Annotated in this window: 17 protein-coding genes and 3 pseudogenes; 19 read left to right on the plus strand and 1 reads right to left on the minus strand. The window is 38.6% G+C overall.

Annotated elements, in window-relative coordinates; all coding sequences use genetic code 11:
- The first annotated feature begins 1 nt into the window (after nucleotide 1).
- The 19 genes and pseudogenes from HT691_RS01850 to HT691_RS11230 all read left to right on the plus strand — a co-directional run.
- Nucleotides 2-1351 (plus strand): sensor histidine kinase, encoded by a 1350-nt coding sequence (locus tag HT691_RS01850; protein WP_138704683.1) that lies wholly within the window; start codon nucleotides 2-4, stop codon nucleotides 1349-1351.
- A gap of 68 nt (nucleotides 1352-1419) precedes the next feature.
- Nucleotides 1420-1776 carry a hypothetical protein gene (locus HT691_RS01855; protein ID WP_100104319.1) on the plus strand — a complete coding sequence of 119 codons (357 nt, stop codon included), beginning with the start codon at nucleotides 1420-1422 and terminating at the stop codon, nucleotides 1774-1776.
- 200 nt (nucleotides 1777-1976) lie between these two features.
- On the plus strand, nucleotides 1977-2141 hold the full coding sequence (locus HT691_RS01860) for a hypothetical protein (RefSeq protein WP_049511538.1): 165 nt from the start codon (nucleotides 1977-1979) through the stop codon (nucleotides 2139-2141).
- Nucleotides 2138-2542 (plus strand): immunity protein, encoded by a 405-nt coding sequence (locus tag HT691_RS01865; protein ID WP_138704684.1) that lies wholly within the window; start codon nucleotides 2138-2140, stop codon nucleotides 2540-2542. Before HT691_RS01860 ends, HT691_RS01865 begins: the two co-directional genes overlap by 4 nt.
- A 625-nt stretch (nucleotides 2543-3167) precedes the next feature.
- On the plus strand, nucleotides 3168-3551 hold the full coding sequence (locus tag HT691_RS01870) for an immunity protein (RefSeq protein WP_165778272.1): 384 nt from the start codon (nucleotides 3168-3170) through the stop codon (nucleotides 3549-3551).
- Nucleotides 3552-3602: 51 nt separating this feature from the next.
- Complete coding sequence (locus tag HT691_RS01875; protein WP_119946755.1) at nucleotides 3603-4292, plus strand: CPBP family intramembrane glutamic endopeptidase; 690 nt, start codon at nucleotides 3603-3605, stop codon at nucleotides 4290-4292.
- A gap of 40 nt (nucleotides 4293-4332) precedes the next feature.
- A complete protein-coding gene (gene blpZ / locus HT691_RS01880) occupies nucleotides 4333-4581 on the plus strand; it encodes an immunity protein BlpZ (RefSeq protein ID WP_016399200.1) in 249 nt (82 codons plus the stop codon).
- Between the two features lie 29 nt (nucleotides 4582-4610).
- Nucleotides 4611-5222: a type II CAAX endopeptidase family protein gene (locus tag HT691_RS01885; protein WP_119946756.1), complete on the plus strand. Its 612-nt coding sequence runs from the start codon at nucleotides 4611-4613 to the stop codon at nucleotides 5220-5222.
- A 162-nt stretch (nucleotides 5223-5384) separates the two neighbouring features.
- Complete coding sequence (locus HT691_RS01890) at nucleotides 5385-6179, plus strand: phosphotransferase family protein (protein WP_016399198.1); 795 nt, start codon at nucleotides 5385-5387, stop codon at nucleotides 6177-6179.
- Complete coding sequence (gene trmB, locus HT691_RS01895) at nucleotides 6176-6811, plus strand: tRNA (guanosine(46)-N7)-methyltransferase TrmB (RefSeq protein WP_172925237.1); 636 nt, start codon at nucleotides 6176-6178, stop codon at nucleotides 6809-6811. Before HT691_RS01890 ends, trmB begins: the two co-directional genes overlap by 4 nt.
- Nucleotides 6812-6936: 125 nt before the next feature.
- The gene (gene rimP, locus HT691_RS01900) at nucleotides 6937-7416 is read left to right on the plus strand and encodes a ribosome maturation factor RimP (protein ID WP_007284956.1); all 480 of its coding nucleotides are present in this window, start codon (nucleotides 6937-6939) and stop codon (nucleotides 7414-7416) included.
- 43 nt (nucleotides 7417-7459) lie between these two features.
- Nucleotides 7460-8596 (plus strand): transcription termination factor NusA, encoded by a 1137-nt coding sequence (gene nusA, locus HT691_RS01905; RefSeq protein ID WP_000032273.1) that lies wholly within the window; start codon nucleotides 7460-7462, stop codon nucleotides 8594-8596.
- A gap of 21 nt (nucleotides 8597-8617) precedes the next feature.
- Nucleotides 8618-8911: a YlxR family protein gene (locus tag HT691_RS01910; RefSeq protein ID WP_000857562.1), complete on the plus strand. Its 294-nt coding sequence runs from the start codon at nucleotides 8618-8620 to the stop codon at nucleotides 8909-8911.
- A complete protein-coding gene (locus HT691_RS01915; protein WP_001041390.1) occupies nucleotides 8904-9203 on the plus strand; it encodes a YlxQ-related RNA-binding protein in 300 nt (99 codons plus the stop codon). The genes HT691_RS01910 and HT691_RS01915 overlap by 8 nt, the downstream gene beginning before the upstream one ends.
- 16 nt (nucleotides 9204-9219) lie before the next feature.
- Nucleotides 9220-12021, plus strand: coding sequence for a translation initiation factor IF-2 (gene infB / locus HT691_RS01920; RefSeq protein ID WP_000039199.1), 2802 nt, complete (start codon nucleotides 9220-9222; stop codon nucleotides 12019-12021).
- Nucleotides 12022-12186: 165 nt separating this feature from the next.
- Nucleotides 12187-12537 carry a 30S ribosome-binding factor RbfA gene (rbfA, locus tag HT691_RS01925; protein WP_001273597.1) on the plus strand — a complete coding sequence of 117 codons (351 nt, stop codon included), beginning with the start codon at nucleotides 12187-12189 and terminating at the stop codon, nucleotides 12535-12537.
- A 256-nt stretch (nucleotides 12538-12793) separates the two neighbouring features.
- Nucleotides 12794-13132 (plus strand): annotated as a pseudogene (locus HT691_RS11225) (hypothetical protein); the annotation flags it as partial.
- Nucleotides 13133-13271: 139 nt separating this feature from the next.
- Nucleotides 13272-14034, plus strand: a pseudogene (locus tag HT691_RS01940) (DpnI domain-containing protein).
- Nucleotides 14030-14410 (plus strand): annotated as a pseudogene (locus HT691_RS11230) (DpnD/PcfM family protein); the annotation flags it as partial. The pseudogenes HT691_RS01940 and HT691_RS11230, both read left to right, overlap by 5 nt.
- 63 nt (nucleotides 14411-14473) lie before the next feature.
- On the opposite strand, the gene dcm reads toward HT691_RS11230, so the two are convergent.
- Nucleotides 14474-15739 (minus strand): DNA (cytosine-5-)-methyltransferase, encoded by a 1266-nt coding sequence (gene dcm, locus HT691_RS01950; protein WP_172923206.1) that lies wholly within the window; start codon nucleotides 15737-15739, stop codon nucleotides 14474-14476.
- Nucleotides 15740-15766 lie beyond the last annotated feature (27 nt).

Genomic DNA, 15766 nt, shown 5'->3' on the forward strand with positions numbered 1-15766 from the left:
TATGTATAATATTTGGATTATATTGTATACACTAGTTATTATTGGGCTAGAAATTATCATGTTCTTTAAGGTAGATGGAATTAGTCTCACTTTCGATAGAATTTTTAAGGCCTTTCTTCTAAAATTTCTTCTAGCAGCAATTGTTACAACTTTTAATTATTTAGTCTTGACTGACTATCTGTCATACTTTATAGAACCCTTGTTCGGCCTCAGCTTGTCTTTCTTATTGTTAAGAGGACTTTCTAAAAGACTCCTTTTCTTTTATGGTCTCTTTCCAATTGTATTGATGGATATCTTTTACAGAAGTGTCTCCTATTTTGTGTTTCCGTTTTTTGGGAAAGGGATTGTAGATGGAGATGGAAATCCTGTCTTTTTGTTGATTATGCTATTCGTTTGCTCCATAGTATTAGTCTTTTTGAAATGGTTGGACTATGATTTCACTAGCTTGAGAAGGGAGAGTCTAGATAAAGATTTTCAAAAATCTCTGACTACGATTAACTGGATAATGGGGGCTTACTTTCTAGTCATGGAAACTTTGTCTTTCTTTGAATATGAACAAGTTATCCAATCAAAGATTGTTCGCCATTTGATTCTAGTGTTTTACCTCCTCTTTTTTATGGGAATTGTCAAGAAGCTAGATACATATTTGAAGGAAAAACTTCAGGAAAAACTGAACCAAGAGCAGGCCTTGCGCTACAGAGATATGGAACGCTATAGTCGGCATATAGAGGAACTTTACAAGGAAGTACGGAGTTTTCGTCATGACTACACCAACCTCTTGACCAGTTTACGTCTGGGTATTGAAGAGGAGGATATGGAGCAGATAAAAGAGGTCTACGACTCGGTCTTAAAGGATTCTAGTCAGAAATTGCAGGACAATAAATATGATCTGGGCCGATTGGTGAATATTCGTGATAAAGGCCTCAAAAGTCTTCTAGCAGGAAAATTTATAAAAGCTAGAGAAAAGGATATTGTCTTTAATGTCGAAGTTCCTGAGGAGATTCAGGTCGAGGGGATGAGACTACTTGATTTTCTAACCATTGTGTCTATCCTTTGTGACAATGCTATTGAAGCCAGTGTAGAGGTTGGTCAACCTCACGTTTCAATCGCCTTTTTAAAAAATGGAGCACAGGAGACCTTCATCATCGAAAATTCCATCAAAGAAGAGAGAATAGATATTTCTGAAATCTTCTCCTTTGGAGCAAGCTCTAAAGGAGAGGAGAGAGGAGTTGGTCTCTATACCGTTATGAAGCTTGTGGAAACTTATCCTAATACTAGTTTAAATACCACCTGTCAAAATCAAGTCTTTCGTCAGGTTTTAACGATTCACTCGATGTCGGTTGATGATTAGAAGATTTGTGGAAAGAAGTACTGTCTGCAGTCATCGATTAAAATACTATAGTTTATGAGGTATCCTATATGAATAAGAAATCCTTTTTTATCATCTGTTCTACGTTGATTATAGCATCGAATCTTCTCATGCTATTTGTAGTGAACAAGGGAGAAGAAACAGGGAGCAATCTGTTTGTGATTGCTATAGCCTGTGTTTTGCTACCAGCCTTTTTATATGCAGTTGAAAACCAACTGACTTCATTGATAAGAGTAGAATCAATACTCCTGATTCAGTTGACAGTTATATCCCTACTCCGTCTTATCAACAGAATAGGGAGTACGCCTGAAATCCTCAACATTATCATTACCCTTATCGCTTTGGCAAGTGGGACAGCTGCTATTCTTGTTGCAATCATGAGAATATATGAGAACAGACGGAAGTAAGAGTGAGTAGCTTTCGATTTTGGATCTTTATGTTATCAAGTTTTCATAAGGCAAGCATGGTTTCTGTGCTTGCTTTTTAAATTTTTTACAATTCAAGATGTTTTGATGACCATTCGTGATTTGAGTGATCCAAGGTCAAAATAAGTGCTATACTAATAGTGTAAAGGTTCTAGCTCAACAAACATTTAGGAGGAAATCTTATGAAGAAAAAAATACTTGTCATTTTCATCTTGTATCTAATCATGTCCATCTTTCTATATCCGCTTAGGGAGAGTGCTTGGTATCAGCTATTTTATACTATAGCCTATATGATTGCGGTTATGATTTATCTTGCTTTAACTAAAAAGAAAGGAGCAAAGAAATGAAAACTTTTCTTGCTAAAAAACGGAACATCTTCCTTGCGAGATTGTTCTTAGGTCAGTTGCCCTTGCTTGTCTCTACTTATCTATTTCTATCTCGTCAGTTTTTAAATTTTTCCTTGGTTTTCCAATTTCTTTTAGTGGTTATTAACTTGGCTTCGATTTTGGTTACTGTTTACCTCACTAGGGAGATGAGGATAAGAGAGTTTGAAGATGATGATTTGGTTAGTCCTAGAACCAATCAACTCATGTTCATCGGCTTGACAGGCTTTATGTCTATTATCTGTTTGTATAGAGGTATCACAGCAGGAGAATCCTATCAGCAACTAATTGCCTACATTGGTGCTATTCTCTGCTTGATTATCATGCTTCTGCTTATTTGGGGCTTGAAGTATTATAAAAAGTAGAGGCTAATGAAGTTTTTGCAATTCAAGATGTCTCGATGACAATTCAAGATTTGGATGAAAAACTTTAACAAATAGTGCTATACTGAAATTGTCAAAGTTACAACAGGTGCTGCTACATTCTGTTAAAAATCGCTCTTGATTGATAAGTTGGATTTGTTAGGAAAGGAGTAAATAATTATGGATAAGAAAAAGATAGTTTCGACTATAATATGTATAGTATTTCTTGTAGAGTCAGTGGATAATTTTTTTAGAGACTTAACCCCGTTATTGTTCATTTTAAATATTATTGGCCTAACTTGTTTTTTAGTGTTAATATACACTAACATAAAAGAGATGCTCTTAAATATACGTAAATGATGATTTGGTTAGTCCTAGAACCAATCAACTCATGTTCATCGGCTTGACAGGTTTTATGTCTATTATTTGTTTGTATAGAGGTATTTCAGAAACAGAATTCTATCAACAACTAATCGCTTATATAGGTGTATTCTCTACTTGTTTATCACGCTTCTGCTCATTTGGGGCTTGAAGTATTAAAAGTAGCTTTCTATTCTTTTCTGACAGGATATTTGAGTAGAAGGCTCTATTAAATTGTTAGTGAAATAAATGAATGGAGGTATTTAATATGAAATACAGATTATTTCTTGTTATTTTCTTGAGTAGTATGTTGGATATTCTTTTAGGGACATTTTTACAAATCTCTAATGTATCGATAGGTTGGATTGTTCTCTACAGTGGATTATTTGAAGCAGGAATTTTCCTTCTTGCCAATAAAGGGTTGGCGGTAAAGATTAAGGAAGCAGACATTCAAAACCGCTTTAAATTTATTTTTGGAAAAACGCTATGGTTTCAAATTCTTTGGCTCATCTTTTTGATGGTCAAACTGTATCTTGGTTTGGATGCGAGATTGATTTTATTCTATGGACATATTTTCATTGTCTTTAATGCCTTAATGTATCTATTATCTAGTAGTCAGGTTAGCCTTAAAAAGAACAAGCTGTCTTCTTAATCTTACAGCAGTAGAGCCTGACAAGGGGAGGTCATAGTGGGGAGGATTTCTATGAAAAAGTATCAGCTTGTTTTCAAAATAAGTGTAGTCTTGTCTTACCTATTTTTCGTATTTGGTCTTTCTCGGCTGACGCTTATTGTTCAAAATTATTGGCAATTTTCTTCCCAGATTGGCAATTTCGTCTGGATTCAAAATTTCTTGAGTTTGCTATTTAGTGGAGTCATGATTTGGATTCTGTTTAAGACAGGGCACGGCTATCTTTTTCGCATTCCGAGAAAAAAATGGCTTTGGTATTCGATTTTGACAGTATTAGTGCTAGTGCTCCAGATCTCTTTTAACGTTCAGACAGCTAAACATGTTCAGTCAACTGCTGAAGGTTGGGCTGTATTGATCGGTTATAGTGGGACCAACTTTGCCGAGCTAGGTATCTATATAACTTTGTTCTTTCTGACTCCACTTATGGAAGAGCTGATTTATAGAGGATTACTGCAACACGCCTTTTTTAAGTATTCGAGATTTGGCCTTGATTTGCTTCTTCCGTCAATTTTATTTGCTCTTCCTCATTTTTCAAGCCTGCCTAGTCTGTTAGATATTTTCATCTTTGCAACAGTTGGAATCATCTTTGCCGGTTTGACCCGCTATACCAAGAGTATTTATCCATCCTATGCGGTGCATGTGATCAATAATATTTTCGCAACATTACCATTTTTGCTGACTTTTTTACATAGGGTCTTGGGGTAAAAAACAAAAGGCTTGCTTTTCAGCCATAGAGGAGGTTATCATGTATAAACACTTATTTTTCCTAGATTCAAAAACCTTAGATTGGTTGACACCTTATATTCTAGTCTTGGCTTCTGACACCATTGCCTTTAATGTTTTTGTGCTAACCTTTGTATCTGTTGTGGTCTTTTATTTCCTGAATCCCATGCTATCTTTAATGGCTATCTTCTTAGGGGCTGGTTATGTGGTCGGATTTTGGCTACTAAAATGGTTTGTTTTGGAAAGACTAGAGCTAAAGGATGACGCGTAGGAAGTCTGTTTGGTGAGGAGGATAATTTTATGGAGTTTTTTGATAAATTTCATGCCTTGTGCTTTGGATTTTTAGTACTAATAATCGTCATTACAGTTCCTTATACGATTAACCATGGGGACTTTTTTCAAAATGAATTTGCATTGATTCTTGTAAGTCTTCTAGTAACCTCGCTGAGTGTTGCTTATGCTAGAAAGTTTGAAATGATTTCTTTTGGGATGTTAAACAAGAAAGAACTTTTGCTTTTCATTGCAATCTTTCTTCTAAGTGTGCTTGAGACGCTGGTTTATATTCATTTCTTTGCTGTTTCTTCTGGCGCAGGAGTTCAACACTTGGCGGAAGTCAGCAGAGGAATTTCCCTGTCTTTGATTTTGACTTCCTCAGTTTTTGGCCCCATCCAGGAGGAACTCATTTTCAGAGGACTTCTTCAAGGTGCGTTTTTTGACAATTCTTGGTTAGGGCTTGTGCTAACTTCCTCTCTCTTTTCTTTCATGCATGGACCTTCTAATGTCCCTTCGTTTATTTTTTATCTACTTGGGGGTTTGTTCCTGGGTTTTGCTTATAAAAAGAGCCAAAACTTATGGGTTTCGACTCTTGTCCACATGTTTTACAACAGTTGGCCACTCTTATATTATTTATAAAAATTATGAAAAGGTAAGCAGAAGACGGTGCTTGCCTTTTTATTTCTAGAATGATAGCCCAAGCCAATCCAGATGCTTTTCTTTGAGAATCAGGTGTGGAGCGGTTGACGAATAGGCCAAAAACTAGTAGAATAGTAAGGAAACTTTATACGGAGGAAAAAAATGGATTTGGGTGATAATGAGCTAACACTGACTCCCATACCTGGGAAAAGTGGCAAGGCTTATATGGGTAGCTATCCTGATGGGAAGCGTATCTTTGTAAAAATGAACACCTCTCCAATCCTACCTGGTCTAGCTAGAGAACAAATTGCTCCACAATTATTATGGAGTCGCCGTTTGGCAGATGGACGTGATATGTGTGCTCAAGAATGGTTGACAGGCAAGATATTGACCCCATATGATATGAATCGTAAGCAAATCGTCAATATTTTAACCCGTCTTCATCGCTCACGTCCGTTGATGACACAGTTGAGTCGTTTGGGCTATGCCATGGAAACACCTGTAGATTTACTGCAGTCTTGGCAAGAAACGGCTCCAGATGCTTTGCGTAAAAATCATTTTATCAGTGAAGTGATGGCTGATTTACGTCAGACTATTCCAGGATTTAGAGAGGACCATGCGACCATTGTCCATGGAGATGTACGACATAGTAATTGGATTGAGACAGACAGTGGCTTGATTTATTTGGTGGATTGGGATTCGGTTCGCTTGACCGACCGCATGTTTGATGTGGCCCATATGCTCTGCCATTATATTCCAGAACATCAGTGGAAGGAATGGTTGACCTACTACGGTTACAAGTATAATCAAACGGTATTAAGTAAATTGTATTGGTACGGTCAATTGTCTTATTTGAGCCAGATTTCCAAGTATTATATGAACCAAGATTTAGAAAATGTTAATCGGGAGATTCATGGCTTGCGTCACTTCCGAGACAAGTATGGAAAGAGAAGATGAGAGTTAGAAATCGTAAAGGGGCGACAGAATTACTAGAGGCAAATCCCCAGTATGTGGTCCTCAATCCCTTAGAAGCAAAGGGGAAATGGCGGGACTTGTTTGGCAATGATAATCCCATTCATGTGGAAGTTGGAAGTGGAAAGGGTGCCTTTGTTTCAGGGATGGCCAAGCAGAACCTTGACATCAACTATATCGGGATTGATATTCAAAAGTCTGTTTTGAGCTACGCTTTGGACAAGGTTCTTGAAGTTGGAGTGCCTAACATCAAGCTCTTGTGGGTAGATGGTTCTGACTTGACTGACTACTTTGAAGACGGTGAGATTGATCGCTTGTATCTGAACTTTTCAGATCCTTGGCCGAAAAAACGCCATGAAAAGCGTCGTTTGACCTACAAGACCTTCTTGGATACCTTCAAACGTATCTTGCCTGAAAATGGAGAAATTCATTTCAAGACGGATAACCGTGGCTTGTTTGAGTACAGTTTAGTGAGCTTTTCTCAGTATGGCATGAAGCTCAATGGTGTCTGGCTAGACTTACATGCCAGTGATTTTGAAGGCAATGTCATGACAGAATACGAGCAAAAATTCTCCAATAAGGGGCAAGTTATCTACCGAGTTGAGGTAGAATTTTAAGAAATAGCCTGAAATCAGGCTGTATAAGTGCTTTTGCTTTACATAAGTTAGCAAATGTGATATACTAAGAGTAAGAATATGAAAAGTGAGGCGGGGAAATATCTTCGCCTCTTGCTTATGAGGAGGTGGACGCAATCGCAACAATCGTAGAATTAGTCAGAGAAGTTGTAGAACCTGTCATAGAAGCTCCTTTCGAGCTCGTGGATATCGAGTATGGAAAGATTGGCAGTGACATGATTCTCAGTATTTTTGTAGATAAACCTGAAGGAATTACCTTGAACGACACGGCAGACTTGACAGAAATGATCAGTCCTGTCCTAGATACCATCAAGCCAGATCCCTTCCCAGAACAATATTTCCTAGAAATCACCAGTCCAGGTTTGGAACGTCCTTTAAAAACCAAGGATGCCGTTGCTGGAGCAGTTGGGGAATACATCCATGTCGGGCTCTACCAAGCCATCGATAAGCAAAAGGTCTTTGAAGGAACCTTGTTGGCCTTCGAAGAGGACGAGTTGACTATGGAATATATGGACAAGACGCGTAAGAAAACCGTCCAAATTCCATACAGTTTAGTATCAAAAGCACGTTTAGCAGTTAAATTATAGAAAAAGAAAGGATAGCTTTTGAGGATTCAAAAGTGAAGAAAACATGAGTAAAGAAATGCTAGAGGCCTTCCGCATTTTGGAAGAAGACAAGGGAATCAAAAAAGAAGACATCATCGACGCAGTAGTAGAGTCGCTTCGTTCCGCTTATCGCAGACGCTATGGTCAGTCAGACAGCGTAGCTATTGACTTCAACGAAAAAACAGGTGACTTTACAGTTTATACTGTCCGTGAAGTTGTTGATGAAGTATTTGATAGCCGTTTGGAAATCAGCTTGAAAGATGCTCTTGCCATTAATTCAGCTTATGAACTTGGAGACAAAATCAAGTTTGAAGAAGCACCAGCTGAGTTTGGTCGTGTAGCAGCCCAATCTGCCAAACAAACCATCATGGAAAAAATGCGCAAGCAAACACGTGCCATCACTTACAATACTTACAAAGAACATGAGCAAGAAATCATGTCTGGTACAGTAGAACGCTTTGACAACCGCTTTATCTATGTCAACCTTGGTAGCATCGAAGCCCAATTGTCAAAACAAGACCAAATACCTGGAGAAGTTTTTGCTTCTCATGATCGTATCGAAGTTTATGTTTACAAGGTTGAAGACAACCCTCGTGGTGTGAACGTCTTTGTTAGCCGTAGCCATCCAGAAATGATCAAACGTTTGATGGAGCAAGAAATTCCAGAAGTTTATGATGGAACTGTTGAAATCATGAGCGTGGCTCGTGAAGCAGGTGACCGTACGAAGGTTGCTGTTCGTAGCCACAATCCAAACGTGGATGCTATCGGTACAATCGTTGGACGTGGTGGTGCTAATATCAAGAAGATTACTAGCAAGTTCCACCCAGCTCGTTACGATGCTAAAAATGACCGCATGGTACCAATCGAAGAAAATATCGATGTTATCGAGTGGGTAGCAGATCCAGCTGAATTTATCTACAATGCCATCGCTCCTGCTGAGGTTGACCAAGTTATCTTTGATGAAAACGACAGCAAACGTGCCTTGGTGGTTGTTCCAGATAACAAGCTTTCTCTTGCCATTGGTCGTCGTGGACAAAACGTGCGCTTGGCAGCTCACTTGACTGGTTACCGTATCGATATCAAGTCTGCTAGCGAATTTGAAGCCATGGAAGACGCTGCTTCAGTAGAGTTGGAAGTAGAAAACGATACTGTAGAAGAATAAAAGCTGCTAGAGGAGGGAAAGATGAAAACAAGAAAAATCCCTTTGCGCAAGTCTGTTGTGTCTAACGAAGTGATTGATAAGCGTGATTTGCTCCGCATTGTCAAGAACAAGGAAGGACAAGTCTTTATTGATCCTACGGGCAAGGCCAATGGCCGCGGCGCTTATATCAAACTAGACAATGCAGAAGCCCTAGAGGCGAAAAAGAAGAAGGTCTTTAACCGCAGCTTTAGCATGGAAGTGGAAGAAAGCTTTTATGACGAGTTGATCGCTTATGTGGATCACAAAGTGAAAAGAAGAGAGTTAGGACTTGAATAAGCAAAAGATAAGTAATCTCTTGGGACTTGCTCAGCGAGCAGGGCGGATTATATCGGGTGAAGAATTGGTGGTCAAGGCCATTCAAGACGGCAAGGCCAAGTTGGTCTTTCTAGCTCATGATGCTGGACCCAATCTGACCAAGAAGATTCAAGATAAAAGTCATTATTATCAAGTGGAAATTGTAACCGTGTTTTCAACACTGGAATTAAGCATAGCAGTCGGGAAATCGAGAAAGGTTTTGGCTGTAACAGATGCTGGATTTACAAAGAAAATGAGGTCTCTTATGGAATAGAAGAGGAGGACATGATTTGTCTAAGAAAAGATTGTACGAAATCGCAAAAGAACTTGGAAAAGAAAGTAAAGAAGTTGTAGCGCGTGCAAAAGAGTTGGGCTTGGATGTGAAAAGCCACTCATCAAGTGTGGAAGAAGCTGTCGCTGCAAAAATTGCTGCCAGCTTTAAGCCTGCAGCTGCTCCGAAAGTAGAAGCAAAACCTGCAGCACCAAAAGTAAGTGCAGAAAAGAAAGCCGAAAAATCTGAGCCAGCTAAACCAGCTGTAGCTAAGGAAGAGGCAAAACCTGCTGAGCCAGTCGCTCCGAAAACAGAAAAAGTAGCAGCTAAACCGCAAAGTCGTAATTTCAAGGCTGAGCGTGAAGCTCGTGCCAAAGAACAGGCAGAACGACGCAAGCAAAATAAGGGCAATAACCGTGACCAACAACAAAACGGAAACCGTCAGAAAAACGACGGTCGCAATGGTGGAAAACAAGGTCAAGGCAACCGCGATAATCGTCGCTTTAATGATCAAGCTAAGAAACAGCAAGGTCAGCAAAATCGAGGAAATGAACGCCGTCAACAAGAGGATAAACGTCCAAATCAAGCGGCTCCACGTGTTGACTTTAAAGCCCGTGCAGCAGCCCTAAAAGCAGAGCAAAATGCTGAATATGCACGTTCAAGTGAGGAACGTTTCAAGCAGTATCAGGCTGCTAAAGAAGCCTTGGCTCAAGCTAACAAACGCAAGGAACCAGAGGAAATCTTTGAAGAAGCGGCTAAGTTAGCTGAACAAGCGCAACAAGAACAGCAAGTTCAAGCAGTGGTTGAACTTGCTCCTGTAGCTAAAGAAGCGCCAGTGGATACACGTCGTAAGAAACAAGCTCGACCAGACAAAAATCGTGACGATTATGATCACGAAGAAGATGGTCCTAGAAAACAACAAAAGAATCGAAGTAGTCAAAATCAAGTGAGAAATCAAAAGAATAGTAACTGGAATAACAACAAAAAGAACAAAAAAGGCAATAACAAGAACAACCGTAATCAGACTCCAAAACCTGTTACAGAGCGTAAATTCCATGAATTGCCAACAGAATTTGAGTATACAGATGGTATGACCGTTGCGGAAATCGCAAAACGTATCAAACGTGAACCAGCTGAAATCGTTAAGAAACTCTTTATGATGGGTGTCATGGCCACACAAAACCAATCCTTGGATGGGGAAACCATCGAACTCCTCATGGTGGATTACGGTATCGAAGCCAAACAAAAGGTTGAAGTGGATAATGCTGACATCGAACGTTTCTTTGTCGAAGATGGTTATCTCAATGAAAATGAATTGGTTGAGCGTCCACCAGTTGTAACTATCATGGGACACGTTGACCACGGTAAAACAACACTCCTAGATACCCTTCGTAATTCTCGTGTTGCGACAGGTGAAGCAGGTGGTATCACTCAGCATATCGGTGCCTACCAAATCGTGGAAAATGGCAAGAAGATTACTTTCCTTGATACACCGGGACACGCGGCCTTTACATCTATGCGTGCGCGTGGTGCTTCTGTTACCGATATTACGATTTTGGTCGTAGCGGCAGATGACGGGGTTATGCCTCAGACTATCGAAGCCATCAACCACTCAAAAGCGGCCAATGTTCCAATCATCGTAGCTATCAACAAGATTGATAAACCAGGTGCTAACCCAGAACGCGTTATCGGTGAATTGGCAGAGCATGGAGTTATGTCAACTGCTTGGGGTGGAGATTCTGAATTTGTTGAAATCTCAGCTAAATTCAACCAAAACATCGAAGAATTGTTGGAAACAGTCCTTCTTGTAGCTGAAATTCAAGAACTCAAGGCAGACCCAACAGTGCGTGCGATCGGTACAGTTATCGAAGCGCGCTTGGATAAAGGAAAAGGTGCGGTCGCAACCCTTCTTGTTCAACAAGGTACCTTGAATGTTCAAGACCCAATCGTTGTCGGAAATACCTTCGGTCGTGTCCGTGCTATGACCAATGACCTTGGTCGTCGTGTTAAGGTAGCAGGTCCATCAACGCCAGTTTCAATCACAGGTTTGAACGAAGCGCCAATGGCGGGTGACCACTTTGCTGTCTACGAAGATGAAAAATCTGCGCGTGCAGCAGGTGAAGAGCGTGCCAAACGTGCCCTCATGAAACAACGTCAAGCTACCCAACGTGTTAGCCTTGAAAACCTCTTTGATACCCTTAAAGCTGGTGAACTCAAGTCTGTTAACGTTATCATTAAGGCTGACGTACAAGGTTCTGTTGAAGCCCTTTCTGCATCACTTCAGAAAATCGATGTGGAAGGTGTCAAAGTGACCATCGTCCACTCAGCGGTCGGTGCTATCAATGAATCTGATGTGACCCTTGCCGAAGCTTCAAATGCCTTTATCGTTGGTTTCAACGTACGCCCTACACCACAAGCTCGTCAACAAGCAGAAGCTGACGATGTGGAAATTCGTCTCCACAGCATTATCTATAAGGTTATCGAAGAGATGGAAGAAGCCATGAAAGGGATGCTTGATCCAGAATTCGAAGAAAAAGTTATCGGTGAAGCAGTTATTCGTGAAACCTTCAAGGTGTCTAAAGTGGGAACTATCGGTGGATTTATGGTTATCAACGGTAAGGTTGCCCGTGACTCTAAAGTCCGTGTTATCCGTGATGGTGTCGTTATCTATGATGGTGAACTCGCAAGCTTGAAACACTATAAAGACGACGTTAAGGAAGTTACAAACGGCCGTGAAGGTGGAATGATGATCGACGGCTACAATGATATTAAGATGGATGATGTGATTGAGGCCTATGTCATGGAAGAAATCAAGAGATAATAGAGAAACGATAGCTCATTTGACTCGTCGTCAACAGCGCCTTGATGAACTTCAGTTCTATCTAAGGCTTGTTTCCTAGATTCAAATGGCTCTAGTTCCTCTATCTAATAAAAATAGCTAGGTCTGCTGGCCTAGCTTTTGGTTCAAAGTAGAGAAAGGAATATCATGGCAAATCATTTCCGTACAGATCGTGTGGGCATGGAAATCAAGCGTGAAGTCAATGAGATTTTGCAAAAGAAAGTCCGTGATCCACGTGTCCAAGGTGTGACCATCACAGATGTTCAGATGCTGGGTGACTTGTCTGTTGCCAAGGTTTATTACACCATTTTGAGTAACCTTGCTTCGGATATCCAAAAAGTCCAAATCGGGCTTGAAAAAGCAACTGGTACCATCAAACGTGAACTTGGTCGCAATTTGAAATTGTACAAAATCCCAGATTTGACCTTCGTCAAAGACGAGTCCATCGAGTATGGAAACAAGATTGACGAGATGCTACGCAATCTGGATAAGAACTAAAGAAGAGGGGCAACCCTCTTTTTTGGTGGAGAAAAAGGCAATAAAACATGATGGGGGAATCTTTCTAGACTTATACTCAATGAAAATCAAAGAGCAAACTAGGAAACTAGCCGCAGGCTGTACTGGAGTAGGGCAAGGTGAAGCTGACGTAGTTTGAATTTGATTTTCGAAGAGTATTAAAAATTATTAAAAAGATTTATAAAATTTAGATAGTGTGATATTATGAGATAAAGATACAAGAGAAAGAGGTATTTATATGGCTGAACAAGACTTAGCTATGCAAGTATTGCAACAAGTGGTGAAACTACCTGTTGTTAAGGTTGATCGTTCGAAGTTTTTAGTGGATAAGTTTTCCAAAGAATTAGATTCACAGGACATTCCTACCTTATTAGAACAAGGCCCAACGTCTCTCTTATCTTAAGAAATCTTAGATCGAGTGGCTAATGTCTGTATTAGGGATAATGTTTTATTAGCGAGTGGGACTTCTGTTGTTGCAGGATTACCAGGTGGACTTGCCATGGCAATTACCATACCAGCGAATATAGCTCAATTTTATGCTTTTTCTTTAAAATTAGCTCAAGAACTAGGGTATATTTTATGAGATATGTGAGAAGGAAATATAAAAGAGAATGATGAAATACAAATGTAATAGGTACATATATGTGGTATACTAGTTATAGTAGATTTTAATTGCTTATATCGAGTGAATTCTCATATTAGTGAGGAATTTTTAAATGGAATTACAATTTAATTTAGAACTAGTAGAAACCTATAAAAGTAATAGTCAGAAGGCACGTATCTTAATGGAGGATTGGGTTTATCGTCAGTCTTATTGCCCTAATTGTGGGAAAAATCCTTTAAATCATTTTGAAAATAATAGACCTGTAGCAGATTTTTACTGTAATCATTGTAGTGAGGAGTTTGAACTAAAGAGCAAAAAAGGAAATTTTTCATCAACAATCAATGATGGTGCTTATGCAACGATGATGGAGCGTGTGCAGGTAGATAATAATCCTAATTTCTTTTTTAACTTATACAAAAAATTTTGAGGTAAATAATTTTCTTGTCCTTCCGAAGCAATTTGTTACACCGAAATCAATTATTCAAAGGAAGCCACTTGCGCCAACTGCTAGACGAGCAGGTTGGATTGGTTGTAACATTGATTTATCACAAGTACTTTCTAAAGGAAGAATATTTTTTGTGAAAAATGGACAAGTTAGAGATCCAGAAAAAGTTACAAAAGAATTTAAGCAAAGTTTATTTTTAAGGAAGAACTCTCTTTCAGTAAGAGGTTGGACAATAGAAATTCTAAATTGTATAGATAAGATAGAGGGTTCAGAATTTACCCTTGAAGATATGTATCGTTTTGAAAGTGACCTAAAAAATATCTTTGTTAAGAACAATCATATCAAAGAAAAGATTAGGCAACAGCTTCAAATATTAAGAGACAAAGAAATAATAGAATTTAAAGGTAGAGGAAAGTATCGGAAATTATGAAAACTTATGTGTAATGGTTTATACTTTATCAGACCCTGATTGTGTGAGGTGGTTGTCTGAAAATATGGAGTTTGGTGATGAGAAACAACTTTTTTTATTGAATAAAAAATATAGCTGGGAATATGGAGATGAATTACCAGAGTGGTTGGAAAGCCCAAAACTATATAGATTATTGCTAATAAGTGAATGATTGGAAAGCAATTTAAAACTGAAAAAGTATACAGTAGAAATTACAGAAACTTTATCACGTTTAGTAAGTATAGAGGCTGAAAATCCAGATGAAGCCGAACGACTTGTAAGAGAAAAGTATAAGAGTTGTGAAATTGTTCTTGATTCAGATGATTTTCAGAACTATGACACTAGCATATATGATTAGATAGATGTTTTTATTTTGTCACACAAAAAAGAGGCTCGCACCTCTTTTTTAGTTTCAGATAAATTAATCAATTTTTTTAATAAATTTAGCAATTTCTTTTACAATCTCAGTAACCAAAGCATTTCCCATAAAAAACATTCTCATTTTATCAGATACCTCTACAATAGATCCATCTGACAATTTCTTTTTAGCTGTCCAATCATCTGGGAAATCCTGAAGGCGTTCAGCTTCAATGGGTGTAATTAATCTATATTTATTGTTTACAAATAATAAATGTGTGGAACGATTAACTGTTCCTTCGGATGTAAGCATTGTTCGTCCTGGAAGGTTTAAATCATCATAAGGGGACATTCCTCCTTCTGAATAGATGTATTGATGTCCGTCAGAGGATGTTCGTTCAATTTTCTTAGGTCCTCTAAGATATTGAAATTTTTCCAATTTTGACTGATCAGTTAAAAAATATTTTTCAGGTACTTCAGACTCATCTTGAAGAATTTCTCCTAGAGTGATAGGATTGCCATTGTAATTAGGTTCTGTATCAATAGAATAGTATTTTCCATGTCTCATAATTCCTGTATTCCAAACAGTACCAGTAAAAGTATCTGAAACTTCAACTATATCATTTGGTAACTCATAAAACACATGACGATTTTTAACTGCTATAGGTTTAATAGGAAATTGTTTTGCAAATAGACCTTGATTGAAAATATAGTCATCATACCTATTATCTTCAAAGATTTCTTCATTTTTTTCGTAAAGATTGTCATTTTTTTGGGCAAAGACTATATCATTTCGATATACGAAAAAGAATACACGACGTCTTCGTTGGCTTCTTCCATACTCAGCAGCATTAATAACTCTCCACTCTACAGAATATCCAAGGTTATTAAAAGCTGTTAGCATGATTGCAAAATCACGTCCTCTCTGTTTTGAGGGCGCTTTTAAAAGCCTATCCACGTTTTCCAGAATTAAGTATTTGGGTTTAATGATTTCAGTTGCTCTAATGATTTCCCAAAATAAAACTCCTTTTTTTCCTTCAATACCTTTTTCATCTTTCTTGCTACGCGCAACAGAGTAATCTTGGCAAGGAAAACCACCGACAATCATATCGGCATCCATTTTGGAAAATTGTTCGTCTGTTACATCAGAGATACTAATATTGATGTTTTCGCTATTGGGGAAGTGATAATCATAGACCTCAAATGCGTCTTGAGATTTACGAGATGGTTCCCATTGGTTTGCCCATTTTGTTTTAAAGAGTTGCTTATCGGCATTTTCTAATCCTATCCGAAAACCGCCAACTCCAGCAAATAGTTCGAGAACTTTCATCTTTTCTCCTTCATTTTTTTACAGTTT

This window comes from Streptococcus sp. 477 (assembly GCF_013277295.1).
GTDB lineage: Bacteria > Bacillota > Bacilli > Lactobacillales > Streptococcaceae > Streptococcus > Streptococcus pseudopneumoniae.

Coding starts and splice junctions, on each gene's coding strand:
- nusA (WP_000032273.1), top strand. CDS start 7,460: ATGAGTAAAGAAATGCTAGAGGCCTTCCGCATTTTGGAAGAAGACAAG.
- HT691_RS01855 (WP_100104319.1), top strand. CDS start 1,420: ATGAATAAGAAATCCTTTTTTATCATCTGTTCTACGTTGATTATAGCA.
- dcm (WP_172923206.1), bottom strand. CDS start 15,739: ATGAAAGTTCTCGAACTATTTGCTGGAGTTGGCGGTTTTCGGATAGGA.
- HT691_RS01885 (WP_119946756.1), top strand. CDS start 4,611: ATGGAGTTTTTTGATAAATTTCATGCCTTGTGCTTTGGATTTTTAGTA.
- HT691_RS01910 (WP_000857562.1), top strand. CDS start 8,618: ATGAAAACAAGAAAAATCCCTTTGCGCAAGTCTGTTGTGTCTAACGAA.
- trmB (WP_172925237.1), top strand. CDS start 6,176: ATGAGAGTTAGAAATCGTAAAGGGGCGACAGAATTACTAGAGGCAAAT.
- HT691_RS01850 (WP_138704683.1), top strand. CDS start 2: ATGTATAATATTTGGATTATATTGTATACACTAGTTATTATTGGGCTA.
- HT691_RS01875 (WP_119946755.1), top strand. CDS start 3,603: ATGAAAAAGTATCAGCTTGTTTTCAAAATAAGTGTAGTCTTGTCTTAC.
- HT691_RS01865 (WP_138704684.1), top strand. CDS start 2,138: ATGAAAACTTTTCTTGCTAAAAAACGGAACATCTTCCTTGCGAGATTG.
- HT691_RS01870 (WP_165778272.1), top strand. CDS start 3,168: ATGAAATACAGATTATTTCTTGTTATTTTCTTGAGTAGTATGTTGGAT.
- blpZ (WP_016399200.1), top strand. CDS start 4,333: ATGTATAAACACTTATTTTTCCTAGATTCAAAAACCTTAGATTGGTTG.
- HT691_RS01860 (WP_049511538.1), top strand. CDS start 1,977: ATGAAGAAAAAAATACTTGTCATTTTCATCTTGTATCTAATCATGTCC.
- HT691_RS01890 (WP_016399198.1), top strand. CDS start 5,385: ATGGATTTGGGTGATAATGAGCTAACACTGACTCCCATACCTGGGAAA.
- rbfA (WP_001273597.1), top strand. CDS start 12,187: ATGGCAAATCATTTCCGTACAGATCGTGTGGGCATGGAAATCAAGCGT.